Raw genomic sequence first — 22233 nt, 5'->3', positions numbered from 1 at the left:
GAAGAAATGCCATGAAAAAACTGCTTGCTTCCTTCATCCTGGGGCTGGGTCTGCTGACCATGGGCAATCTGTCCCTGGCCCAGGCGCCTGCCGCCGAACCAGCGGCCGCCACCGCCGCTGCCCCGGCTGCTGATGCCGCTGCGCCTGCAGCTGCTCCGGCCGCTGCTGCTCCCGCTGCAGCCGAAGCTGCTCCAGCCGCTGCTGCAGCCCCCGTGCCCAAGATCGACTCCGGCGATACCGCTTGGATGCTGACCTCCACGCTGCTCGTGATCCTGATGACCATCCCTGGCCTGGCCTTGTTCTACGGTGGCCTGGGCCGCAGCAAGAACATGCTGTCGGTGCTGATGCAGGTCTTCGTGGTGTTCTCGCTGATCTCGCTGCTGTGGGCCATCTACGGCTACAGCCTGGCGTTCTCGGGCGAGGGCAAGTTCTTCGGCGGCTTCGACAAGATCTTCCTCAAGGGCGTGACCCAGGAGACCTTTGGTGCGCTGACCACGATTCCTGAGTACGTGTTCTTCGCGTTCCAGGGCACGTTTGCCGCCATCACCGTGGCGCTGATCGTGGGCTCGTTCGCCGAGCGCATCAAGTTCGCTGCCGTGCTGATCTTCTCGGTGCTGTGGTTCACCTTCAGCTACGTGCCCATGGCCCACATCGTGTGGGGCGGCGGCCTGCTGGGTGCTGACGGTGCTCTGGACTTTGCAGGCGGCACCGTGGTGCACATCAACGCCGGTATCGCTGGCCTGGTGGGCGCGTACATGGTGGGCAAGCGCATCGGCTTCGGCAAGGAAGCCATGACGCCCCACAGCCTGACACTGACCATGGTCGGCGCCTCGCTGCTGTGGGTGGGTTGGTTCGGCTTCAACGCTGGCTCTGCCGGTGCTGCCAACGCCAACGCTGGCCTGGCCTTCGTGAACACCGTGCTGGCCACTGCCGCCGCCACGCTGTCCTGGATTGCTGGTGAAGCGCTGCACAAGGGCAAGGCCTCGATGCTGGGTGCTGCCTCCGGTGCGGTGGCTGGCCTGGTGGCCGTGACGCCTGCTGCAGGCTTCGTGGGCCCCATGGGTTCCATCGTGATGGGCCTGATCGCTGGTGTGGTCTGCCTGTGGGGTGTGGGTGGCCTCAAGCGCATGCTGAACGTGGACGACGCGTTTGACGTGTTCGGCGTGCACGGCGTGGGCGGCATCCTGGGTGCCATCCTGACCGGTGTGTTCGCTTCGCAAGGCCTGGGTGGCACGGGCGGCTTGACGCCTGACACCTTCGCCATGGGCGCGCAAGTGTGGGTGCAGGTCAAGAGCGTGCTGTTCACCATCGTCTGGTCCGGTGTGGTGGCTTTCATCGCCTACAAGATCGCCGACCTGCTGGTGGGCCTGCGTGTCTCGGAAGAAGCCGAACGCGAAGGTCTGGACATCACCTCGCACGGCGAAACGGCGTATAACCGCTGATCGCTCTGCGCCCCACGCGCTGCGGTGTCTGGTGGCACCGTGGCGTGGTAGCAAGAAAAACAAGCAAGTTACTCCTCTCGGTTCTTTGGCCCGCCGACCACCGGCGGGCCTTTTTCGCATCGGCAGGGGGCTTGCTGACAATGGTGGGGCAGGGGCCTTGCGCCCCGCGCCCGCACCCCCACCAGGCCGCTGTCCTTCACAAGCGCTGTTCAAAAAATTCACGCGCCCCGCCTGCCGTGCCGCACACCGCTGCCGCTACGATGCACGGATGGACTTTTCCCTTGCCCCGATTGCCGAGCGCGTTCGTGCCGCTGCGGCCGACCAGACCCCGCTGCGCATCCGTGGCGGGGGCACCAAGGACTTCCACGGCCTGGCCCTGCATGGCGAGGTGCTGGACACCCGGGGCCTGCGCGGCATCGTGAACTACGAGCCCAGCGAGCTGGTCGTGACCGTGCGCGCGGGCACCCCGCTGGCCGAGCTGGAGGCCCTGCTGGCCGAGCGCGGCCAGTGCCTGCCGTTTGAACCCCCGCATTTCGCCAAGACCCCTGCAGACGGCGCCACCGTGGGTGGCATGGTGGCTGCGGGCCTGTCGGGCCCGGCCCGCGCCAGCGTGGGCGCCGTGCGCGACTACCTGCTGGGCGTGACGGTGCTCAACGGAAAGGGCGAGCTGCTGACCTTTGGCGGCCAGGTCATGAAAAACGTGGCGGGGTACGACGTGTCGCGCCTCATGGCCGGAGCCTGGGGCACGCTGGGCCTGCTGACGGAAGTGAGCCTCAAGGTGCTGCCCGTGGCGCCTGGCGAAGCCACGCTGCGGTTCGAGGGCATCAACCAGGCCGACGCCCTGCGCAAGCTGCATGCCTGGGGCGGCCAGCCGCTGCCCCTCAACGCCAGCTGCTGGGTGCAAGACGGTGGAGTGGGCACCCTGTATGTGCGCCTGCGCGGCGCCGTGGCGGCGGTGGAGGCCGCGTGCAAGACCATGGGCGGCGCGCGCATGGGCGACAACGCCGCCGTGGCCGCCGACTGGGCCGCCTGCCGCGAACAGACCCTGCCCTGGTTCGCCGACCGCGCCCAGCGCCCCGACCATGCGCTGTGGCGCCTGTCCGTGCCCGCCACGGCCCCGGTGCTAGCCCTGCCAGAGGGCGCCGAGCCGCTGGTGGAATGGCATGGCGCACTGCGCTGGGTACAGGCCCCCGAGTCGGCGGGCGAGGCCCTGCGCGCCGCCGCCCACGCGGTGGGTGGAAATGCTTCTGTTTTTGTAGCTGCAAGCACAGGTGGGACAGGCGCAAAGGGCCTTTTTGACCTCAAATCCACGGCACTGGAACAGATCCACGCCCGCCTCAAGCACAGCTTCGACCCGGCGGGCATCTTCAACCCCGGCCGCGTGGCGCGGGCCTGGTAGGCGCCGCAGCCCGGTTGGCTCCCAGCGCACGCACCCATGCGACGCCTTCTCCATCTCACCGGACACCGGCGCACGGTGGCCAGCAACCAGGTGCTGGGCCTGCTGCTGGCCTTCAATGCCGGTGCGGTGAACGCGGGGGGCTTTCTGGTCGTGCACCTCTACACCTCGCACATGACCGGTTTCCTGTCGTCGTTGGCCGACAACCTGGTGCTGGGCCAGATGAAGCTGGTGCTGGGCGCCATTGGTGCACTGTGGGCCTTCATGTCCGGCGCGGGCACCACGGCCATCATGATCAACTGGGCGCGCCAGCGCAGGCTGCGCAGCACCTTTGCGCTGCCCCTGCTGCTGGTGGCTGTGCTCATGCTGCTGTTTGGCCTGGTGGGCGCCATCACCCTCAACTGGCCCACGCCGTTTGCGGTGCCGCTCACGGTGCTGCTGCTGTCTTTCATCATGGGCCTGCAGAACGCCACGGTGACCAAGATGTCCTCGTCCCAGATCCGCACCACCCACATGACCGGCGTGGTGACCGACCTGGGCATCGAGATGGGCAAGATGCTTTACTGGAACCGCACCGGCACCGCGCCCGAGTCGCAGGTGCGCGCCAACCAGGCCCGGGTGCGGCTGTTTGCCGGGCTGCTGGGCATGTTCCTGGTGGGCGGCATTGCGGGTGCGGCGGGCTTCAAGCATGTGGGCTTTGTGTTTGTGGTGCCGCTGGCGCTGGTGCTGCTGGCCCTGTCGCTGCCGCCGCTGTGGGCCGACCGGGCGCGGCTGCGCCAGCCGTTGCGCAAGCCCCAGGCGCTGGATGTGCCCCTGGATCCGCCCCTGGACCCACCGCCCGCGCGCTGAACCGCTCCCGATCTTTTCTGTTCCTTCGCCCAGGCATGCACTATGCAAACCCAGCTCTCTCCTGAATACCGCGCCCGCGCCGATGGCCTGGAGGCCGAATCCATCCTGCGTATGTGCGTGCACTGCGGCTTCTGCACCGCCACCTGCCCCACCTACCAGTTGCTGGGCGACGAGCTGGACGGCCCGCGCGGCCGCATCTACCTCATCAAGCAGGTGCTCGAAGGCGCCGAGCCCACGCGCAAGACCCAGATGCACCTGGACCGGTGCCTCACCTGCCGCAACTGCGAAAGCACCTGCCCGAGCGGCGTGCAATACGGCCACCTGGTGGATATTGGCCGCAAGATCGTCGATGAAAAAGTGCCCCGCCCCGTGGGCGAAAAAGCCCTGCGCTGGGCGCTGAAGGAAGGCCTGCCCTCGCCACTGTTCGCCCCCGCGATGAAGGCCGGGCAAATGGTGCGCGGCTTGCTGCCCGAGGCGCTCAAGGCCAAGGTGCCCGCACTGCAGGACGCCGGCGCCTGGCCCACGCGTGAACATGCGCGCAAGGTGCTCATGCTGGCGGGCTGCGTGCAACCGGCCATGATGCCCAACATCAACACGGCCACCGCCCGCGTGCTCGACGCCGTGGGCATCCAGACCGTGATCGCATCCAAGGCCGGCTGCTGCGGTGCCGTCAAGTTCCACCTCAACGACCAGGCCGGCGGCATGGCCGAGATGCGCGCCAACATCGACGCCTGGTGGCCGCTGGTCGAAGCAGGTGGGGTCGAGGCCATCGTCATGAACGCCTCGGGCTGCGGCGTCACCGTCAAGGAATACGGCCACATCCTGAAGGACGACGCAGCGTACGCCGCCAAGGCCGAACGCATCAGCGCCCTCACGCGCGACCTGTCGGAGCTGCTGCCCGCCCTGCTGCCCGAGCTGGCCGCCAAGCTGCAGGGCCGCGTGAACCAGCCGGACACCTTGTACGCCTACCACCCCCCTTGCACGCTGCAGCACGGCCAGAAGCTGCGCGGGGGTGTGGAGGCGCACCTGAACCAGCTGGGCTTCCAGCTGCGCACCGCGCGCAACGATGCCCACCTGTGCTGCGGCTCGGCGGGTACCTATTCGGTGCTCAATCCCGACCTCTCGTACCAGTTGCGCGACCGCAAGCTCGGCGTTCTGGCCGAGGCCTTCGGCGAGCAGCCGCCCGACGTGATCCTCTCGGCCAACATCGGCTGCATCACCCATCTGCAAAGCGGCACGGGGACGGCGGTGCGGCACTGGGTGGAGGTGCTGGACGAGGCGCTGGCGGGTCATTGACCGCGCGGCCCAGGGGTTGATCTTGCGACCAGCCGCTACCATGGCGCCCCAACCAGCCTAGAAAGGGGAGGCCATGCGCTTCGAGGGGACGCTCACCCAGTGGAACGACGACCGGGGTTTTGGCTTCATCACGCCCATCCCGGCAGGCCAGGATGTGTTCGTGCACATCTCGGCGTTTGCGCGCGACGGCCTGCGGCCGCGACTGCATGAAGCGCTGAGTTTTGAAATCTCGCTGAACAAGGACGGGAAGAAGCAGGCGGTTCTGGTGCGCCGTGACCGGCTCGCCCCCGCCTTGTCTACTGCTGCCCCGCCCCGGGCGCGCCGCGACATCGGCCGCGAATCCTCTGAACCCCGGGGGCTGCCCACACGCATCGTTGTCTTTGTGGTGGCCTGCGCGCTGCTGGCGGCGGCCTACTGGCACTTTGATCGGCGCACGCAGCGGGCTGCTGCGGCCCGGGCCGAAGCGGCGGCGCAGACTCTGGAGGCGCCGCAGCAGCGCGCCCCCGCTGCCCCGGCGCAACCGTTGACATCCTCGTATCGCTGTGACGGCCGCCAGCACTGCTCGCAGATGACATCGTGCTCCGAAGCCAAGTTCTTCCTGCAGAACTGCCCCGGCACCAAGATGGACGGGAACGGCGACGGGGTTCCCTGCGAGCAGCAGTGGTGCACCCATCCGCTGGCAAAGTAGCGTGCCCACCAAGGCCGTTTTGGCGCTCGCAACCCCAACACTGGCATGATCGAGGGTTTTGTTGCCCTCCATTTGCCCCCGAACCGCATTGCCATGACCGACTCCGCGTCCGCACAAGAACAACCCCACGCAGCCCCTGCCAGCGCCCCGGCCGCGCCCGTGGTGGCCGAGGCTGCCGTTGCCGTGGCAACCCCTGAGTCCGTGGCAGCGCCTGCTGCCGAAGCCGGTGCGCCCCAGCCGCAGCGCAAGGGCGGGTCCCGCCGTGGTGGCCGCAACCGCCGCAAGCCCGAGGGGCGCCAGGCGCCTGAAGGGGCGGCCGAAGGCACCCTCCAGGCTGCCGCATCCGGCGCAGCCTCGCGCGCGCCCCAGCGCGTGCACCCAGCGCTGGAGCAACTCGCAGCGCTTTACCCGCATCTTTTTGGCGCGGTGTTCCGCCCGCTCAAGCGCGGCATCTTCCAGGACATCCTGGCCGCCCACCCCGAACTGTTCGAGCGCGAGGCTCTCAAGGTGGCGCTGGGCCTGCACACCCGCTCCACGCGCTATCTGCAAAGCGTGGCGGCGGGTGACAAGCGGCACGATCTGCAAGGCCAGCCAGTGGAAACCATGGCACCCGAGCATGTGCACCACGCGCTGCTGGAGGTCTACCGCCGCAAGAAGGCCCGTGCCACCGAAGACCTGCTGCCCAAGCTGCGCAACCGCATGATGGCGGCTTTCGAGGCCTCGGGCCTCACGCGCGAGGCCTACACCGAGCTGGTGCAGGGCCGCGACGAGGCGGCCAACTCCATCCTTGAAGAAGCCTTTGCCGAATGGGCTGCCCGCAACGCCAAGGACGAAGCCCTGCTGCGTGCTTTTGAAGCCAGCGGCCAGACGCTGGAGGCCTTTGCCGACATGTACGGCCTGGTGGCGCGCACCGTGGGCCAGCAGTTGGAGCGTGCACGCCGCCTGGCAGCCGCGCGGGTTCAGGCTCCCGTGGCTGCAGTGTCTGCAGCCCAAAGCGACTAAGGCTCAAGCGACCGAGGTCGGCTCAGCCTAAAATTTCCCTCGCGACCCGGTTCATGGGTTGCCGTAAGCGTTTACGTCAATCAACGTGCCTACCAACGCCGGCCCTGCCGGGGTGGTGGCCCCCAGCCCGCAGATGCTGCAGGGTGGGGGTGGCACCTTGCTTGACCGGTGTGCTTTCTGGAACTGCAATGAACCAACCTTCTTCGCTCCCCCCGTCTTCCCGCAAGACCTTTCTCGGGCTGCCCAAGCTGCCCGCACGCTCGGCGGCCTGGGTGATGCCGCTGCTGCTGTCACTGCTCATGACCTTCATCGTGTCGCTGATCAGCACGGTGCGTGTGGCCGGCTTCTCGCTAGACTTCTTGCGCCTGTGGCTGAGTGCCTGGGCGCTGTCCTGGGTCGTGGCCTTCCCCACACTGCTTCTGGTGCTGCCCGTGGTGCGCCGCGCCACAGCCGCCATCGTCGAGACGCCGAACTGACCTGTGGCGGGGCGGGTGCCTGGTGCCTGCCAGCCCTCGCCACTGCGCCCACCCTCGGATCACCAGGGGTGGGCGCAGGCTACTGACATCAGGCTGTCAGCAGCAGGCACGCACCATGCCTCTCTCGCGCTGCGCCCTCGGGCCAGCGCATTGATTCCATCCAACGACCCAGAGAGAGGACCTGCCATGACCGCCACCATCACCTTTCCCGCACCCACCAGCGTCCAGATCCCCGCGTTCAGCGTGGCGGGCATCAGCGTGCGCACGCGCAACAGCGAAGAAATGAACCCCGCCATCGCGCGCCTGGGTGGCCTGTGGAACCGCTTTTTCAGCCAGAGTTGGGGGCGCCAGCTGCCCAGCCGGGGCGACGACGGCCGCATCTTTGGCGTGTACAGCGCCTACGAGTCCAACGAACACGGCGCCTTCGACGTGACGGCCGGTGTGGCCGTGGCCGAACCGCACCTGGCACAGGCCGTGCCGGGCGCGCACCGCGTGGACATCGAAGCGGGCGACTACCTGGTGTTCACCGGCGAGGGCGACATGCCGCAGATGGTGATCGACACCTGGATGCGCATCTGGCACTACTTTGCCGACAATCCGCAGGTGCAGCGCCGCTTTGGCACCGACTTCGAGGCCTATGAAGGGCCCGACAAGGTGTCCATCCATGTGGGTGTTGTGCTATAAATAATATAGCTATTAACGCTTGATGGACAGGCGCAGAAGCCTAAAAACACTCATATTCCCAGCCCATGCGCCGCGCCGACCGCCTGTTCCAGATCGTCCAGCTCATCCGGGGGCGGCGCCTGTCCACGGCCGCTTTCCTGGCCGAGCGGCTTGAAGTCTCTCCCCGCACCATCTACCGCGACGTGGCGGACCTCCAGCACCAGGGCGTGCCCATTGAGGGCGAAGCCGGTGTGGGCTACCGCCTGGGCGCGGGCTTCGAGCTGCCGCCGTTGATGTTCAGCCAGGGCGAGGCCAATGCGCTGGTGGCTGCCGCGCGGCTGGCCCAGGCCTGGCTCGACCCCGGGCTGGCGCGCGAGGTGGAGGGCGCGCTGGGCAAGATTTTGTCGGTGCTGCCCCCGGCCGCCCGGGTGGCGGCCGAGGCGCAGGCGCTGTATGCGCCGTCTGTGGGGCTGGACCCGCGCGTGCAGGCCACGCTGCAGGCGCTGCGCGAGGCGGTGCACAGCCGGCATATGGTGCATATCGACTACGCCGACGTGCACGGCCGCCCCAGCCTGCGCCGCCTGCGGCCGCTGGGCTGCTTTTACTGGGGCAAGGTCTGGACGCTGTCGGCCTGGTGCGAGCTGCGCAATGACTTCCGGGGCTTTCGCATCGACCGCATCGTGGACCTGGTGGTGCTCGAAGAGCAGTTCCGCCAGGAGCCCGGCAAGACCCTGGCCGACATGCTGCGCAAGGTGGAGGCCGAGATGGCCGCCAGCCCGCCCGAGTGGGGGGCCGCACAAACGCCGGGGCTCAATGCGTGAGAACAGTTTCTGACAGGCTTGCCGCCCTCGGCCCTCGGCCCTCAGCCCTCAGCCCTCAGCCCTCAGCCCTCAGCCCTCAGCCCTCAGCCCTCAGCCCTCAGCCCTCAGCCCTCAGCCCTCAGCCCGTGCGGGGCGCTAGCCCGTCCCGGTAGCGCCGGCTACAGGGCACGGTGCTGCCGTCCTTCATGGTCAGGCGCGCGTCGCCGCTGTCCAGCGGCTCGATCACGGCGATGGCATCCAGGTTGACGGCGTAGCTGCGGTGCACGCGCACGAAGCGCGTGGGGTCGAGCTGGGCCAGAAAGTCGGTGAGCGTGGAGCGCAGCAGGTAGTCGTGCCCGTTCACATGCAGGCCCACGTAGTTGGCTTCGGCCTGCAGCCAGGCGATGTCGGTGGCTGCGATCAGGAACTCGCGGCGCAGCTTGCGCACCAGGAAGCGCTCGGGGCGCTGTTGGGGCTGTGGGGGCTGTGATGGGGGTTCGAGCGGATCGGCTGGCGCGGGTGCATCCTGGGTCGGGGCCTGCTCCTGGAGCGCAGGTGGCGCTGGCGGTTCGGGTGCATCCAGCACGCGGGCCTCGCCCTGCAGGCGCAGCAGCAAGAAGCGGTAGCTGACCAGCGCACACACCGTGAGCGTGTAGCTGCGCACATCCTTCAGGTACTCATACCCCCACTGCGCCCACCAGCCGGGCGGCTGGTAGCGTTCGCCCAGTGCCGCGTAGCCCGCATGGCGCAGCGCCCACATGCCCACCAGGTGCACGGTGCAGTACACCACGCTGGCCAGCACATGCCAGGGCAGATGGCGCCGCAGTGTGCCCCAGCGCAGCACAAAGCGCCGCTCAAAAGCCACCATGGCCGGGATCAGCGCTGCCACCACCAGCGCGCTTGTCAGCTCCCACAGCAGCGGCTCCCACGCCGCCACGGCTCGGCCAGCGCCGCGCAGGTCGATCCAGCTCACCAGGGTGTTGAAGGCCGCCTGCACCAGCAGCACGGCGGCCCAGAAGCCGATTTCCGCGCGCCGCCGCAGGGCACGGTCGTGGGGATAGCGGTCGATCCAGGCGGACACGGGGGCGGTCATGGGGCCAAGTGTAGGCAGGGCGGGACCGGAGTGGCCCCGGGGCGGTTGCGTTTCGTCCCTGGCAACCACCGCTGGTCCCAAAGGCGCCCCGGCCCATCCCCCGGGCGGGCGGCGCGCAGGGGCGCAACCGCAGCATCAGGCCCTGTGTCCCCCTTGCCTTTGTTGTGCCATGTCCACGCCTTCCAGCGCTTCCACCCCCGCCCGCCGCCACGACATCGACGCCCTGCGCGTGCTGGCCTTTGCCCTCGTCATCCTTTACCACGTGGCCATGTATTACGTGGCCGACTGGCACTGGCACCTCAAAAGTCCGCACGCCGCCGAATGGCTGCAGGCCCCCATGCGTGCGCTCAACCTCTGGCGCATGGACCTGGTGTTCCTGGTCTCGGGCCTGGCTTTCGGGCTGGTGCGGCGGGGGCAGACGGTGCCCGGTCTCATTCGCCTGCGCAGCCTGCGCCTGCTGCTGCCCTTGGCCTTTGGCATGGCCGTGGTTGTGCCCTACCAGGCCTATGCCCAGGGGGTGGCCAACGGCCTGGTGGCGCCGGGGTTTAGCGCCTTTTTGCTGCGCTACCACCCCGGCAGCCACTGGCCCGCCGGGGCGTTCGACGGCTGGGAGGTGGGCATGACCTGGAACCACCTCTGGTACCTGGCCTACCTCTGGGCCTACACCTTGGTGCTGGCACTGCTGCTGCCCCTGGCCGAATCCGCCCCGGGCCGCCGCCTGCGCGCAGCCTTCACCGGCCTGCGTGGCGGGGCACTGCTGGTGCTGCCCGTGCTGCCGTTGGCGCTGTATTCGGTGCTGCTGTGGCCGCATTCCCCGCCCACCCACGACCTGATCCACGACGGGTGGCTGCACGCGGTGTATTTCACGGTGTTTGTCTACGGCTACTGGATCGGGCTGGATGCGGGTCTGTGGGCCGAGCTGGTGCGCCTGCGCTGGCGCACGCTGGGCCTGGCGCTGGGCTTGCTGGTGCTGTACCTCACGCTGCTGGCCCTGGCGCAGCAGCACGGCATGCGATGGGCCCGCCTGCCCCTGCGGGTGTTGGCCGACGGCTATCTGTGGACGGCGCTGCTGGCCATCCTGGGCTGGGCCCACCACCGCCTCAACCGGCCCTGGCGCTGGCTGCCCTGGGCGAATGCGTCGGTGTATCCCTGGTATGTGCTGCACCAGACGGTCATCATCGTGCTGGTGGTCTGGCTGGCGCCTGCCCGGCTGGGGCCGGTGGTGGAGCCGGTGGTGCTGGTGGTTGGCACCGTGGCGCTGTGCGGGGGGATGACGGCAGGGGTGCAGCGTGTGGGGGGGTTGCGGCCGCTGTTTGGGCTGGCCCGCACAATGCGGGCATGAGCCCCTTCCCAGCTTCCTGGACACTGCGCTCCGCCACCCCGCAAGACACCCCCCAGATCGCGCCGCTGTGGCGCGACGCCTGGGCCAGCGCCAACCCGGCCGTGCCCACAGTGGCGCCGCTGGCGCATTGGGCGGCGCGGGTGGATGCAGAGTTCGGCCCGCCTTGCACCACCCTGTTGGTGGAGCAAGGGGGCGCCATGGTGGCCTTCATGGTGCTAGAACGCTCGGGCCTGCAGAGTCTGTCCCAGGGCCATCTGCACCAACTCTTTGTGGCACCCGGGGCGCAGGGCCAGGGCCTGGGGGCGGCGTTGGTGCAACAGATGTGCGAGCAGTTGTGTCCCCGGGGATGGACCTTGCATGTCGCCACCACCAATGTGCGGGCGCGGCGGTTCTATGCGCGCTGCGGCCTGGTCGAGGAGGCGGTGGACCACCACCCCGGCACGGGCCGCGAGCGGGTGTTGTGCCGCTGGCTGCCGCCCTCAGCCTTGCGCTAGCGCCGCCTCAATATCCCCCGCCAACTTCTTCGGCGCATCCTGCGGCGCATAGCGGCGGATCACGCGGCCGTCCTTGCCGACCAGGAACTTGGTGAAGTTCCACTTGATGGCCTTGCTGCCCAGCAGGCCTGGGGCCTCGGCGGTGAGCCACTGGTACAGGGGCGAGGCGTTGGCGCCGTTCACGTCGATCTTGGCCATCATCGGAAAGCTCACGCCGTAGTTGAGCTGGCAGAAGCTGGCGATCTCGTCGTTGCTGCCGGGGTCCTGGCTGCCGAACTGGTTGCAGGGGAAACCCAGCACGACGAGGCCCTTGTCGGCGTATTGCTTGTGAAGCTCTTCGAGCCCGCCGAACTGGGGGGTGAAACCGCAGGCGCTGGCGGTGTTCACGATGAGCAGCACTTTGTCCTTGTACTGCGACAGGGGCACGGCCTGGCCGTTCATTTGCTGGGCTTCAAAGTCGTAGATGCTGGTGGGCATGCGGAATCTCCGGGTGGGAATGACGGGCCATCGTAGCCCCAGCCGCCCATGCCTGCGCGCGTGCGGGTCAATCCATCAATGGGGGCCCGTAGCGCCTGGCCGGCGAAACTGCAGCGCGGCCAGCAGCGATGCCAGCAGGATCAGCGCCCCGCCCAGCACGGTGCGGGTGCTCAGGGTGGAGGCGCCTAGCAGGGCCGATGACACGCTGGCGAACACCACCTCCGACAGCATCACCAGCGCCGTGGTGCCCGCCGCCAGCCGCGCCGCGCCAAACTGCAGTGCCCAGTTGCCCAGCAGCAGCACGCCCGCCAGCAGCAGCCCGGTGACGATCCAGGTGGCGTTGGCGGCCGGGAAGGCATCCACCACGCCCACCTGCCGCCCGACGGTGGCCACGGCCAGCGCCATGAGCATGCAGCCGCCAAACATCGCGAACATGCGCGCGGGTCCGGGCACGGCGTGCAGGCGGCGCAGCGTGACGTTGGTCAGCGCAAACATGAAGCCGCCCAGCAGCGCCAGCCCGTCGGCCAGGCTCAGGTTCTGCAGCAGGCGCGATGCGGGCGCGCCCTCTGGCAGCAGCACCAGCACCACGCCGCAGAAAGCCAGCGCCAGGCGCAGCAGCGCCGAGCCCGTGGGGCGCTCACCCAGCACCTTCCAGGCCAGCAGCACGGCCCAGGCGGGCATCAGATAGAACAGCAGGATCACGCGCACCACGTCGCCAATGGTCACCGCCCAGTTGAAGGCCACGTTGTTCAGCCCCGAGGCCAGTGCCAGCAGCCACAGCTGTGGATGCGCGCGCACCTGCTGCAAGATGCCGGGGCGCCAGGCCAGCAGCGCCAGCAACACCACCGCATACATGCAGGCCGTGGCCCACAGCGGGTGCAGCCCTGCCTGGTGCATGTGCTGAAACGGCCACCACGCCAGCCCCCAGACGAAGGCGTTGAACAGCAGGGCGGCGAAGGGTAAAGGCGATTGCATTGAAAGAAAAATGGCCGCCACCGCGCGCTAGATAAGCGCTGGTAGCTATGAAAATAATAGTAATCTGCGTGGCGCCAGAAACTGGCGCGCCGCACTCGCCAGTGCACCCGTGGAGCTGGCTTCGCCAGGCCACCGGGTGCGTCCCCCTCCGGGGGAAGCGGCGCAGCCGCTCAGGGGGGCTTCTCAGTGATGCGTATCGTGCCGCGCAATGTGCAGCAGATGCTCCACCTCTTCACGGTGCGTGATGCAGTTGTTCTGGTGCCAGCGCCGGATGAGCCACATCACGCCCGCCACCACCAGCCCGAAGGCCGTGATGGCGCCAAACACCGAGAGCCCGAACTTGAGCGAAAGGCTGTAGAACGCGCCCAGCGCCAGGATGCAGGCCTGCTCGTTGAAGTTCTGCACGGCGATCGAGCGGCCCGCGCCCATGAGGTTGTGGCCCCGGTGCTGCAGCAGCGCGTTCATGGGCACGACCAGGTAGCCGCCCAGCCCGCCCAGAATGATGAGGAAGGGAATGGCCACCCAGATGTTGTTGATGAACACCATCAGGATCAGCAGCAGGCCCATGGCAATGCCCAGCGGGATGACCTTGGTGGCCATGTCCAGGCGCATGCGCATCGAGGCCACCACGGCGCCCACGGCGGTGCCGATGGCCACCACGCCCGTGAGGGCCGAGGCCTGCGTGGTGTTGTAGCCCAGCGCCACGGCGGCCCAGGCCAGCACGATGAACTTGAGGTTGCCGCCCGCGCCCCAGAACAGCGTGGTGGTGGACAGCGAGATCTGGCCCAGCTTGTCGCGCCACAGGCGGCTGTTGCAGGCCCAGAAGTCGGGCAGCAGGCTCAGCGTGTTGGCGAACACGCTGCGCGAAGGGTCGGCGCGCATTGGGCGCATTTCTACGCCCGTGTGCGGGATGCGGGTGTTGAACCAGGCGGCCACTGCATAGACCGCGATCAGTGCGGCAATGGCCGACTCGGCAGGCGTGTCCACGCCGGTGTCGATGAACGGAATGTCGATACCCAACAGCATGCCCGACAGGTGCTGGCCCACAAGCTGGCCGCCGAACAGCACGCCCAGAATGATCGATGCGATGGTGAGCCCCTCGATCCAGCCGTTGGCCTTGACCAGCTGCGATGCGGGCAGCAGCTCAGTAAGGATGCCGTACTTGGCGGGCGAGTAGGCCGCAGCGCCCAGGCCGACCACCGCATAGGCGATGAGCGGGTGCGAGCCGAACAGCATCATCAGGCAGCCCACCACCTTGATGGCATTGCTCACGAACATCACCTTGCCCTTGGGCAAAGCATCGGCAAAGGCGCCCACAAAGGGCGCGAGCACCACATAGAACAGCGCAAACATGGGCACCAGGGCGGCGCGCTGCCATTCCGGGGCGCCCTCTGAGCGCAGGAGTTCCACGGCGGCCACGAAAAGTGCGTTGTCGGCCAGCGAGCTGAAAAACTGCGCCGACATGATGGTGTAAAAACCGCGCTTCATCGAATGGCTGGTGGGTGCATCAGTTGGGCTGATGCACTGTTAATTGTGAGTAACCGTAGCAGGAGACAGGCGGTTATATCACGCGGATAAACGGCTGCAGTGCCAGAATCCTGCAGGTATTCCCCGGTAGATTTCCTCGCCCCCACTGGTCCTTTCCATGCCCCGTCCCATCACCGCCACCATCCACACCGCCGCTTTGCACAACAACCTCGCGCGCGTGCGCCAGTCGGTGCCCGACGCCAAGGTGTGGGCGGTGGTCAAGGCCAACGCCTATGGGCACGGCATCGAACGTGTGTTCGAGGGCCTGCGTGGGGCCGACGGTTTTGCGCTGCTGGACCTGGCCGAGGCCGAGCGCGTGCGCCACCTGGGTTGGCGCGGGCCCATCCTGCTGCTCGAAGGCGTGTTCGAGCCGCGCGACCTGGAGCTGTGCTCGCGCCTGGGCCTGTGGCATGCGGTGCACTGCGACGAGCAGATCGACATGCTGGCCGCCCACAAGACGCAGGTGCCGCACCGGGTGTTCCTCAAGATGAATTCGGGCATGAACCGCCTGGGCTTCACGCCCGAGCGCTACCGCACGGCCTGGGCCCGGCTCAACGCGCTGCCGCAGGTGGACGAGATTTCGTTCATGACCCACTTCAGCGACGCCGACGGCCCGCGCGGCATTGCGCACCAGATGGCGGCCTTCAACGCCGCCGCGCAGGACCTGCCCGGCGAGCGCAGCCTGAGCAACAGTGCCGCGACGCTGCGCCACGCGCAGGACGCGGGCGTGCGTGCCGACTGGGTGCGCGCTGGCATCGTGGTGTACGGCAGCGCCCCCGACTTCCCCGAGCACAACGCCAGCCACTGGGGGCTCCAGCCCACCATGACGCTGTCCACCCGCCTCATCGCCACGCAGCAGCTGCAGGCGGGCGACACCGTGGGCTATGGCTCGCGCTTCACGGCTGACGGCCCGCTCACCATCGGTATCGCCGCCTGTGGCTACGCCGACGGCTACCCGCGCCACTGCGACACCGGCACGCCGGTGCTGGTGAACGGCGTGCGCACGCGCCTGGTGGGGCGGGTGAGCATGGACATGGTGACCGTGGACCTCACGCCCTTGCAGCAAGCGGGCGTGGAAGCAGGCTTTGGCAGCGAGGTTACGCTCTGGGGGCGGGCCAGCAATGGCACGGTGCTGTCCATTGACGAGGTGGCGCAGGCGGCTGGCACCGTGGGCTATGAGCTGATGTGTGCCCTGGCGCAGCGCGTTCCGGTGGCGGTGGACGGCGGGGCCTGACATCCGCTCTCTCTGTCTCTACCCTGCGGTTCGCGTAACAGTTCACGCAGTGGGCATAGGCCGCGCGCGGGGTGGCCGCAAACTGGTGTGAAATGGCGCCGTCTGTTTGCCACCGCGCGCAGCGCGCTCCTTCCATGGCCACACCCCGCAGCAACCCCTCCGGTTCCAAGAAAAAAAGCAGTTCCACCTGGCGCTCGGTGCGCATGCCGCACCACGGCGCGGTGGCGCGCACTCTGCAACAGCGCTACAGCCTGCGCTGGCACGGGTTGCTGATCGGCAGCTGCACGCTGCTGCTGATGTGGGCCACCTCGCACCTGCAGATGGTGCTGGGCGTGGATTCGCTGGCGCTGCGGTACTTGATCACGCTGTCGGTGGGCTACATCGGCTATCTGCTGGTGCTACGCGCCTGGGCGGCGCGGCTGGTGCGGCGGGACGGGCCATCGGGCGATGGCAGTCTGGATGTGCCCGACATCTCCTGGCCCAGCGGCAATGGCCCCTCCGGGGGCGGCCAGGTGCCCATGCCGCGCACGGGCGGGGGCGACTTTGGTGGCGGTGGCGCATCGGGGGACTTTGGGGGCGGGTGGACGCAGGGCCTGTCCAGCGGGGGCTCCGGCAGCGACTCCAGCGTGCTGGGCGATATTGCCGGGGGCGCGGCCGATGCGCTGGGCAGCGCCGACGAGGGCGCCGTGGTGGTCGTGCCCGTGGTGGCCATCTTTCTCATTGGCGCGGCGCTGATCCTGGGCGCGGGCTCGCTCGCCATGCTGTTCTTTGGCTGGGATGTGCTGCTCACGGTGGCGGTGGAGATTGCCTTCTCGGTGGCCACGGCCCGCGCCGCCGTGGGGGTGGAGCGCGAGGGCTGGCTCAGCGCCGCCGTGCGGCTGACCTGGAAGCCGCTGCTGGGCGCGCTGGTCTGCGCCGTGCTGCTGGGCGCCACCATCGACCACTTCCTGCCCCATGTGCAGTCGCTGCCCGAGGCGTTGCGGGTGATCCAAGGGCGCTGATTTGCTCTTTATTTGATAGCTGTTAGGGCATATTGCACTAGCGCTTGGGGCAAAAAACCCTTGAAAAGCGTCGGGAGCGCCTCCGAGGGGCTCCTATCGGGAGGACCGGCCCTTGCCGTGGCTGCAGTCCTCGCCAGTCTCCAGGGGGGGCAGTGCATCCAGGTTGGACCGCACCCGCGCCAGCAGGGCGAGGAACTGCGCCTGAGTGTCGTCGTCGCAGCCCGCCAGCACCTGGGCCGACAGGGTCTGCCGCGCGGCCTGCAGCGCCTGGTACAGCGCCTGGCCCTCGGCGCTGAGCGTGAGGCACAGGCTGCGCCGGTCTTCGGCGTGGGGCTGGCGCTCCAGCCAGCCCTTGTCCTGCAGAAGGCCCAGCATGCGCGCCACCTGGGCCTTGTCGGCGCCGCTGTGGCGCACCAGCTCTTTCTGCGTGGCGCCGGGGTGGCGGCCAATGAAGTTCAGCGCGCGCACCTCGTTGAAGGTCAGGTCCGGGTGCACGGAGGTCATGGCGCGCACCATGCGCGCCCGGTAGGCATGCATCAGGTCGTGCAGGGCTTCAAACACATCGGGGCGGGCGCGTGAGGGCATGGCGTGGCTATCGGTTGACAAAGTCAACTGAATGGCGGATGATTTGATTGACTAAATCAACATTTTACGCCATGAACGCACCTCTGCCCCTGGCCGCCACGGCCCCCTTCCTCACCATCGAGCGCATTCGCCACCCTTTGCAGGGCCGCCACCTCCAGGTGGTGCGCCGCACCCAGGTCAGCCCCGGCTTTGTGCGGCTGACCCTGGCCGGCCCCGAGCTGGCAGGGTTTGTGAGCGCCGGGTTCGACGACCATCTCAAGCTCATCCTTCCCTCGCCCGGGCAAGACCGTCCCACCTTGCCCACGCTGCAGGACGGCCGCCCCGTGTTCGACGGCCCGCGCCCCGTGCTGCGCGACTACACCCCCGCGCGCTTTGACGCCGCAGCGGGCGAGCTGGACATCGAAGTGGCCCTGCACGACGCCGGCCCCGCCACCGACTGGGCCGCCAGCGCCACCGTGGGCCAGTGGGTGGGCATCGCCGGGCCGCGCGGCAGCATGGTTGTGCCCACGGGCTTCGATTGGCACTGGCTGCTGGGCGACGAAACCGCGCTGCCCGCCATCGCCCGCCGCCTGGCCGAGCTGCCCGCCAGCGCAGTGGCCACCGTGCGTATCCATCTGAGCAACCCGGCCGACCAGCGCACGCTGGCGAGCGCGGCGCAGGTGGATCTGCAGTGGGTGAGCGCGCTGCCTGCTGCTGTGGAGGCGTTGGCGTTGCCGCCCGGTGCGGGCTTTGTCTGGGCTGCGGGCGAACACAGCGACATGGCCGCTGTGCGCCGTGCCATGCTGGCCAAGCCGGGCGTGGACCCGAAACGCATGCGCATCTCCGCCTACTGGAAGCGCGGGGCGGCGGACCACCACGAAGACCTGACGAATGCCGCGTAGTCGGCGCTTGCTACGTCACTCTCGACCTTCCTCTCAATGCAGCAGTGTCAGCGCCGCTGCCTTCTGCACCGCCTGCGTCATGTGCTGCAGCGCCTGCACGTTCAGGCGCCAGCACTGCCAGTACAGCGGCACATCCACAGGCTTGTTCGCAATCAGCTCGACCAGGGCGCCGCTCTTCAGGTCGTCCTCCACCAGCGGGTCGGGCGTCATACCCCAGCCCAGGCTGGCGCGGGTGGCTTTGACGAACGCATGCGCCTCGGGCAGCCAGTGCACGGGTGGCGCAAGTTGGCGGCGTGTGATGCGGCCTACAAAACGCGCCTGCAGCGCATCCTTGCGGTTGAACACCAGCATGGGTGCCTGCGCCAGCGTGGTGGCGTTCACCCCCTGCGCAAAGTGGCGCTGCATGAAGGCCGGACTGGCCAGCGCGCGGTAGCGCAGCGTGCCCAGGGGCAGCACCTGGCAGCCCTGCACGGGCTGCGGGTCGGCCGTCACGGCGCCCATCACGCGGCCTTCGCGCAGCAGGTTGGCCGAGTGGTCCTGGTCTTCCACATGGATGTCGAAGGTGATGGCCTGCCCCTCGGCCGCCTGCGCCATGGCGTGGGGGAACCAGGTAGCCAGCGAGTCGGCGTTCACCCCAATCGCCAGCCGCGTGCTGCTGTGCTGCCCGCCGCCAATGGTGGCCAGGGCGTCGGCCTCGCTCAGCGCCACCTCGCGCGCATGGCGGTACAGCGCCTGCCCGGCCTCGGTGGGCGTGCAGGGCGTGGCGCGGCGCACCAGCACCTGGCCCACGCGCTCTTCCAGCAGCTTGATGCGCTGCGACACCGCCGAGCGCGTGACATGCAGCACGGCCGCCGCGCGCTCAAAGCTGCCCTCGTCGATCACCGTGGCAAAGGCGTTGAGCTGGGCGGAGTCAAGTTGCATGTGGGGTTAGCCATTCTGACGGATCGTTAAAAAGTATAGCTGGCATCAACGCCTTGACTTGACCAGAATCCGTGCCCATGGTCTCCACTGCCTTCGTCCACGGTTTCACTTCCACCGCCATGCTCATCATGGCCATTGGCGCACAAAACGCGTTTGTGCTGCGCCAGGGCCTGCGGCGCGAGCATGTGATGCCCGTGGTGCTGGTGTGTGCGCTGTCGGACGCGGTGCTGCTGCAGGTGGGCGTGTGGGGCATGGGTGGCGTGCTGCTGGCCCGGCCTGAATGGGCGCAGTTCATGCGCTGGGCGGGCGCCTTGTTTTTGCTGGTCTACGCCGCGCAGACCGCCGCGCGCGCCTTGCGCCCTGGCCAGTTGCTGGTCGCTACCAGTGGCCCGGGCACCAGCCTGCGCACCACGCTGGCCACGGTGGTGGCCCTCACCTGGCTGAACCCGCATGTGTACCTGGACACCGTGGTGCTGCTGGGCACCATGGCCACGCCCTACCCGGCCTGGGGCCGCGCGCTGTTTGCGGCGGGCGGCTCGCTGGCCAGCGCGCTGTGGTTCTTGCTGATCGGCCTGGGCGCCCGCTGGCTGGCGCCGCTGTTTGCCACCCCGGCGGCGTGGCGCGTGCTGGACGGGGTGACGGCGACCACCATGCTGGTGCTGGCGGGGATGATGGCTCTAAGCTAAGAACAATAAGTTCGTTCCCATGCAGCGCTGCTTGGGGGATAGTGCGGCCATTCAGCATTTTTTGGCGTTTTTGCCTACCCTCCCGCCCATGCGCTTCAAACACCTTCTCCTGGCCGCCGCCGTTGTTGCGGCACTGCCCCTGGCTTCTCAGGCCAAGACCTTCCGCTGGTCCCGCTCGGTGGACATCTCCACCTGGGACATCCACACCCAGAACGTGGGCGTGAACAACACCATGCACGGCGCGGTGTACGACACGCTGGTGGAATACAACAGCAAAACCTTCAAACCCGAGCCGTCGCTCGCCACCGAGTGGAAGCTGATCAAGCCCACGCAGCTGCGCCTGACGCTGCGCAAGGGTGTGAAGTTCAGCGACGGCAGCGAGTTCACGGCCGACGACGCCAAGTTCTCGCTGGAGCGCGCCAAGGCCAAAAGCTCCAACTTCGCCGTCTACACGCAGGGCATTGACCGCGTGGAAAAGGTCGATGCCTACACCATCGACATCCACTCCGACCTGCCCAATCCGGTGCTGGTGAACCAGCTGACCGAGCTGCGCATCATGAGTAAGGTCTGGGCCGAAAAGAACAAGTCGGTCGAGCCCAAGGACATCAAGACCAAGGACGAGAACTTTGCCCACCGCAACGCGCTGGGAACCGGCCCCTACCAGCTCAAGCAGTGGACGCCCGACCAGCGCGTGGTGCTGGAGCCCAACCCCCACTGGTGGGGCAAGGGCAAGTACCCCACCAACCTGACCGAGATCATTTACACCCCCATCAAGGCCGATGCCACGCGCACGGCGGCACTGCTGTCGGGTGAGGTGGACTTTGTGATCGACCCCAGCCTGCAAGACCTGGCGCGCATCAAGCAGACGCCCAACCTGCAGGTGCTGGAAGGGCCGGAGTACCGCACCATCTTCCTGGGCCTGGACCAGTTCCGCGACGAGCTGTCCGGCTCGGACGTGAAGGGCAAGAACCCGCTCAAGGACCTGCGCGTACGCAAGGCGCTGTACCAGGCCATCGACATCCAGTCCATCCAGCGCGTGGTGCTGCGCGGCCTGGCCCAGCCCACGGGCACGCTGATCGCCAACCAGGTCAACGGTTGGACCAAGAAGGCCGATGTGCGCTACCCCTACGACCCCAAGGCCGCGCAGAAGCTGCTGGCCGATGCGGGCTACCCCAACGGGTTTGAGGTGGACTTTGCCTGCAGCGCGGGCCGCTACATCAACGACGAGCAACTGTGCCAGGCCATCACCTCGCACTGGGCCAAGATCGGGGTGAAGCCCAAGCTGCGCTCGCTGCCGTTTGCCACCTACTTCCCGATGATCCAGCGCAACGAGGCCAGCATCTACCTGCTGGGCTGGGGCGTGCCCACGTTCGACGCGTTCTACAGCCTGCAGTCGCTGGTGCGCTCGCCCGGTGCGGGCGGGGACGGCAACTTCAACCTGGGCCGCTTCTCTGACCCGCAGATGGACGCGCTGATCGAACGTGTGAAGAAGGAAACGGACACTGCAACGCGCAACGGCCTGATCGAGCAGGCGCTGATCAAGGAGCATGAGCTGGTGTCGCACATCCCGCTGTACAACCAGGTGATCCCGTGGGCGGGTACCAAGAAGGTGGAGATCATTCACCGCGCGGACAACCGGATTGATTGGCGGTATTTGAAGGTGAATTGATCCCGGTTGCCAGCAAAAAGCCCCGGTGCTTCGCGTCAGAAGCACCGGGGCTTTTTTGCGTCCGCAGGTGGCGTATCAGGCCAGTGCGCGCTGCACGGCCGGGCGCTGCAGCATGCGCTGCGTGTGCGCAAACACCTTGGGGAACTGGGCAATGTCCACACCATCGCTGTGCAGCCAGGTGCCGATGGTGAACAGGTAGCCGTCGGCCACCGTGTATTGCTCGCCCATCACCCACGGGCCCTGGTCCGCGTTCGGCAGGTAGTGGCTTTCGATGAGGTTGAAACACTCCGTCATGTTTTGCGGCACCTTGCGCTGCATGGCCGCTTGGGCCTCGGGCTCATCGGCCCAGCGGCTGGCGCGGGGGCGGTGGGCGTGGGCGATGTGCACGGTGGACGCGAGGTAGCTGTGGAACTCCTGCAGGCGCGCAAAACCGTGCGCGTCGGCGGGGGCCAGGCGGGCTGCGGGAAAACTCTGCGCCACAAAGGCCAGCAGCGCGGGGGTTTCGGTCAGCGTGCCCTGCGGCGTGGCCAGTGCGGGTACGCGGCCCTTGGGGTTGACGGCCAGGTATTTGGGTGTGCGCTGCTGGCCTGCGGCAAAGTCCACGCGCTCCAGGTTGTAGGCGGCGCCCGCTTCTTCCAAAGCGATGCGCACGGCCTGCGCACAGGTGCCGGGGGTGTAGTACAGCGTGAGTGTGGTCATGGATAGTTTGCTATTAAATATGTAGCTTATAAGGCAA

At 67.9% G+C, this 22233-nt stretch carries 23 protein-coding genes; 16 read left to right on the top strand and 7 right to left on the bottom strand.

Going from position 1 to position 22233, the window contains the following annotated elements; all coding sequences use genetic code 11:
* Positions 1-11: 11 nt before the first annotated feature.
* From AvAM_RS11660 to AvAM_RS11620, 9 genes are all read left to right on the top strand, one after another.
* Positions 12-1442, top strand: coding sequence for an ammonium transporter (locus AvAM_RS11660; RefSeq protein WP_137747217.1), 1431 nt, complete (start codon positions 12-14; stop codon positions 1440-1442).
* A gap of 268 nt (positions 1443-1710) precedes the next feature.
* Complete coding sequence (gene glcE, locus AvAM_RS11655) at positions 1711-2841, top strand: glycolate oxidase subunit GlcE (protein WP_137747216.1); 1131 nt, start codon at positions 1711-1713, stop codon at positions 2839-2841.
* Between the two features lie 36 nt (positions 2842-2877).
* A complete protein-coding gene (locus tag AvAM_RS11650) occupies positions 2878-3687 on the top strand; it encodes a YoaK family protein (RefSeq protein WP_137747215.1) in 810 nt (269 codons plus the stop codon).
* Between the two features lie 42 nt (positions 3688-3729).
* Positions 3730-4983 (top strand): glycolate oxidase subunit GlcF, encoded by a 1254-nt coding sequence (gene glcF / locus AvAM_RS11645; protein WP_137747214.1) that lies wholly within the window; start codon positions 3730-3732, stop codon positions 4981-4983.
* A gap of 73 nt (positions 4984-5056) precedes the next feature.
* Entirely contained in the window at positions 5057-5671 is a 615-nt protein-coding gene (locus AvAM_RS11640) for an excalibur calcium-binding domain-containing protein (RefSeq protein WP_137747213.1), read from the top strand.
* 93 nt (positions 5672-5764) lie between these two features.
* Positions 5765-6673, top strand: a complete 909-nt coding sequence (locus AvAM_RS11635) for a ProQ/FINO family protein (RefSeq protein WP_171012202.1) — start codon at positions 5765-5767, stop codon at positions 6671-6673.
* A gap of 188 nt (positions 6674-6861) precedes the next feature.
* Positions 6862-7149, top strand: coding sequence for a DUF2798 domain-containing protein (locus tag AvAM_RS11630; RefSeq protein WP_137747211.1), 288 nt, complete (start codon positions 6862-6864; stop codon positions 7147-7149).
* Between the two features lie 186 nt (positions 7150-7335).
* Positions 7336-7833, top strand: coding sequence for a GyrI-like domain-containing protein (locus tag AvAM_RS11625; protein WP_137747210.1), 498 nt, complete (start codon positions 7336-7338; stop codon positions 7831-7833).
* A gap of 65 nt (positions 7834-7898) precedes the next feature.
* Positions 7899-8633, top strand: a complete 735-nt coding sequence (locus AvAM_RS11620; protein ID WP_137747209.1) for a YafY family protein — start codon at positions 7899-7901, stop codon at positions 8631-8633.
* Between the two features lie 118 nt (positions 8634-8751).
* On the opposite strand, the gene AvAM_RS11615 is transcribed toward AvAM_RS11620, so the two are convergent.
* Positions 8752-9705, bottom strand: coding sequence for a LytTR family DNA-binding domain-containing protein (locus tag AvAM_RS11615; RefSeq protein ID WP_137747208.1), 954 nt, complete (start codon positions 9703-9705; stop codon positions 8752-8754).
* A 169-nt stretch (positions 9706-9874) separates the two neighbouring features.
* On the opposite strand from AvAM_RS11615, the gene AvAM_RS11610 reads away from it, so the two are divergent.
* The gene (locus AvAM_RS11610; RefSeq protein WP_137747207.1) at positions 9875-11047 is read left to right on the top strand and encodes an acyltransferase family protein; all 1173 of its coding nucleotides are present in this window, start codon (positions 9875-9877) and stop codon (positions 11045-11047) included.
* The gene (locus AvAM_RS11605; RefSeq protein ID WP_137747206.1) at positions 11044-11541 is read left to right on the top strand and encodes a GNAT family N-acetyltransferase; all 498 of its coding nucleotides are present in this window, start codon (positions 11044-11046) and stop codon (positions 11539-11541) included. The genes AvAM_RS11610 and AvAM_RS11605 overlap by 4 nt, the downstream gene beginning before the upstream one ends.
* On the opposite strand, the gene AvAM_RS11600 is transcribed toward AvAM_RS11605, so the two are convergent.
* The 3 genes from AvAM_RS11600 to lplT all read right to left on the bottom strand — a co-directional run bounded on the left by AvAM_RS11600 (position 11527) and on the right by lplT (position 14481).
* Positions 11527-12018, bottom strand: coding sequence for a glutathione peroxidase (locus AvAM_RS11600; RefSeq protein WP_137747205.1), 492 nt, complete (start codon positions 12016-12018; stop codon positions 11527-11529). The genes AvAM_RS11605 and AvAM_RS11600 overlap by 15 nt on opposite strands.
* Positions 12019-12093: 75 nt before the next feature.
* Entirely contained in the window at positions 12094-12993 is a 900-nt protein-coding gene (locus AvAM_RS11595; RefSeq protein WP_137747204.1) for a DMT family transporter, read from the bottom strand.
* 183 nt (positions 12994-13176) lie between these two features.
* Positions 13177-14481 (bottom strand): lysophospholipid transporter LplT, encoded by a 1305-nt coding sequence (gene lplT, locus AvAM_RS11590; RefSeq protein WP_137747203.1) that lies wholly within the window; start codon positions 14479-14481, stop codon positions 13177-13179.
* A 157-nt stretch (positions 14482-14638) separates the two neighbouring features.
* Between lplT and alr the strand changes: the two genes are divergently transcribed.
* Together alr and AvAM_RS11580 are read left to right on the top strand one after the other, a co-directional pair.
* Positions 14639-15754, top strand: a complete 1116-nt coding sequence (alr, locus tag AvAM_RS11585) for an alanine racemase (protein ID WP_137747202.1) — start codon at positions 14639-14641, stop codon at positions 15752-15754.
* 134 nt (positions 15755-15888) lie between these two features.
* Positions 15889-16755 carry a hypothetical protein gene (locus tag AvAM_RS11580; RefSeq protein WP_137747201.1) on the top strand — a complete coding sequence of 289 codons (867 nt, stop codon included), beginning with the start codon at positions 15889-15891 and terminating at the stop codon, positions 16753-16755.
* A gap of 93 nt (positions 16756-16848) precedes the next feature.
* On the opposite strand, the gene AvAM_RS11575 is transcribed toward AvAM_RS11580, so the two are convergent.
* Positions 16849-17340, bottom strand: a complete 492-nt coding sequence (locus tag AvAM_RS11575) for a MarR family winged helix-turn-helix transcriptional regulator (protein WP_137747200.1) — start codon at positions 17338-17340, stop codon at positions 16849-16851.
* Positions 17341-17411: 71 nt separating this feature from the next.
* Between AvAM_RS11575 and AvAM_RS11570 the strand changes: the two genes are divergently transcribed.
* The gene (locus AvAM_RS11570) at positions 17412-18221 is read left to right on the top strand and encodes a siderophore-interacting protein (RefSeq protein WP_137747199.1); all 810 of its coding nucleotides are present in this window, start codon (positions 17412-17414) and stop codon (positions 18219-18221) included.
* Positions 18222-18254: 33 nt separating this feature from the next.
* On the opposite strand, the gene AvAM_RS11565 is transcribed toward AvAM_RS11570, so the two are convergent.
* Positions 18255-19142, bottom strand: coding sequence for a LysR family transcriptional regulator ArgP (locus AvAM_RS11565; RefSeq protein ID WP_137747198.1), 888 nt, complete (start codon positions 19140-19142; stop codon positions 18255-18257).
* A gap of 77 nt (positions 19143-19219) precedes the next feature.
* Between AvAM_RS11565 and AvAM_RS11560 the strand changes: the two genes are divergently transcribed.
* Both AvAM_RS11560 and AvAM_RS11555 read left to right on the top strand, forming a co-directional pair.
* Positions 19220-19828 carry a LysE/ArgO family amino acid transporter gene (locus tag AvAM_RS11560; protein ID WP_137747197.1) on the top strand — a complete coding sequence of 203 codons (609 nt, stop codon included), beginning with the start codon at positions 19220-19222 and terminating at the stop codon, positions 19826-19828.
* A gap of 88 nt (positions 19829-19916) precedes the next feature.
* Positions 19917-21497: an ABC transporter substrate-binding protein gene (locus tag AvAM_RS11555; protein WP_137747196.1), complete on the top strand. Its 1581-nt coding sequence runs from the start codon at positions 19917-19919 to the stop codon at positions 21495-21497.
* Between the two features lie 75 nt (positions 21498-21572).
* Here the strand turns inward: AvAM_RS11555 and AvAM_RS11550 are convergent, their stop codons facing one another.
* Complete coding sequence (locus AvAM_RS11550; protein WP_137747195.1) at positions 21573-22196, bottom strand: glutathione S-transferase family protein; 624 nt, start codon at positions 22194-22196, stop codon at positions 21573-21575.
* Positions 22197-22233: the final 37 nt, after the last annotated feature.

It is taken from the genome of Acidovorax sp. NB1, from assembly GCF_005405905.1.
Classification (GTDB): Bacteria; Pseudomonadota; Gammaproteobacteria; order Burkholderiales; family Burkholderiaceae_C; genus Acidovorax.
Note: the sequence above shows the minus strand (reverse complement) of the source record. Positions and strands in the feature narration are given on the sequence as shown.

What these genes read in the sequence shown, in the direction of transcription:
- AvAM_RS11580 (WP_137747201.1), top strand. Translation starts at nt 15,889, where the DNA reads ATGGCCACACCCCGCAGCAACCCCTCCGGTTCCAAGAAAAAAAGCAGT.
- AvAM_RS11640 (WP_137747213.1), top strand. Translation starts at nt 5,057, where the DNA reads ATGCGCTTCGAGGGGACGCTCACCCAGTGGAACGACGACCGGGGTTTT.
- AvAM_RS11575 (WP_137747200.1), bottom strand. Translation starts at nt 17,340, where the DNA reads ATGCCCTCACGCGCCCGCCCCGATGTGTTTGAAGCCCTGCACGACCTG.
- glcF (WP_137747214.1), top strand. Translation starts at nt 3,730, where the DNA reads ATGCAAACCCAGCTCTCTCCTGAATACCGCGCCCGCGCCGATGGCCTG.
- AvAM_RS11615 (WP_137747208.1), bottom strand. Translation starts at nt 9,705, where the DNA reads ATGACCGCCCCCGTGTCCGCCTGGATCGACCGCTATCCCCACGACCGT.
- AvAM_RS11550 (WP_137747195.1), bottom strand. Translation starts at nt 22,196, where the DNA reads ATGACCACACTCACGCTGTACTACACCCCCGGCACCTGTGCGCAGGCC.
- AvAM_RS11620 (WP_137747209.1), top strand. Translation starts at nt 7,899, where the DNA reads ATGCGCCGCGCCGACCGCCTGTTCCAGATCGTCCAGCTCATCCGGGGG.
- AvAM_RS11660 (WP_137747217.1), top strand. Translation starts at nt 12, where the DNA reads ATGAAAAAACTGCTTGCTTCCTTCATCCTGGGGCTGGGTCTGCTGACC.
- alr (WP_137747202.1), top strand. Translation starts at nt 14,639, where the DNA reads ATGCCCCGTCCCATCACCGCCACCATCCACACCGCCGCTTTGCACAAC.
- AvAM_RS11555 (WP_137747196.1), top strand. Translation starts at nt 19,917, where the DNA reads ATGCGCTTCAAACACCTTCTCCTGGCCGCCGCCGTTGTTGCGGCACTG.
- lplT (WP_137747203.1), bottom strand. Translation starts at nt 14,481, where the DNA reads ATGAAGCGCGGTTTTTACACCATCATGTCGGCGCAGTTTTTCAGCTCG.
- AvAM_RS11595 (WP_137747204.1), bottom strand. Translation starts at nt 12,993, where the DNA reads ATGCAATCGCCTTTACCCTTCGCCGCCCTGCTGTTCAACGCCTTCGTC.
- AvAM_RS11560 (WP_137747197.1), top strand. Translation starts at nt 19,220, where the DNA reads ATGGTCTCCACTGCCTTCGTCCACGGTTTCACTTCCACCGCCATGCTC.
- AvAM_RS11610 (WP_137747207.1), top strand. Translation starts at nt 9,875, where the DNA reads ATGTCCACGCCTTCCAGCGCTTCCACCCCCGCCCGCCGCCACGACATC.
- AvAM_RS11625 (WP_137747210.1), top strand. Translation starts at nt 7,336, where the DNA reads ATGACCGCCACCATCACCTTTCCCGCACCCACCAGCGTCCAGATCCCC.
- AvAM_RS11630 (WP_137747211.1), top strand. Translation starts at nt 6,862, where the DNA reads ATGAACCAACCTTCTTCGCTCCCCCCGTCTTCCCGCAAGACCTTTCTC.
- AvAM_RS11635 (WP_171012202.1), top strand. Translation starts at nt 5,765, where the DNA reads ATGACCGACTCCGCGTCCGCACAAGAACAACCCCACGCAGCCCCTGCC.
- AvAM_RS11565 (WP_137747198.1), bottom strand. Translation starts at nt 19,142, where the DNA reads ATGCAACTTGACTCCGCCCAGCTCAACGCCTTTGCCACGGTGATCGAC.
- AvAM_RS11650 (WP_137747215.1), top strand. Translation starts at nt 2,878, where the DNA reads ATGCGACGCCTTCTCCATCTCACCGGACACCGGCGCACGGTGGCCAGC.
- glcE (WP_137747216.1), top strand. Translation starts at nt 1,711, where the DNA reads ATGGACTTTTCCCTTGCCCCGATTGCCGAGCGCGTTCGTGCCGCTGCG.
- AvAM_RS11605 (WP_137747206.1), top strand. Translation starts at nt 11,044, where the DNA reads ATGAGCCCCTTCCCAGCTTCCTGGACACTGCGCTCCGCCACCCCGCAA.
- AvAM_RS11570 (WP_137747199.1), top strand. Translation starts at nt 17,412, where the DNA reads ATGAACGCACCTCTGCCCCTGGCCGCCACGGCCCCCTTCCTCACCATC.
- AvAM_RS11600 (WP_137747205.1), bottom strand. Translation starts at nt 12,018, where the DNA reads ATGCCCACCAGCATCTACGACTTTGAAGCCCAGCAAATGAACGGCCAG.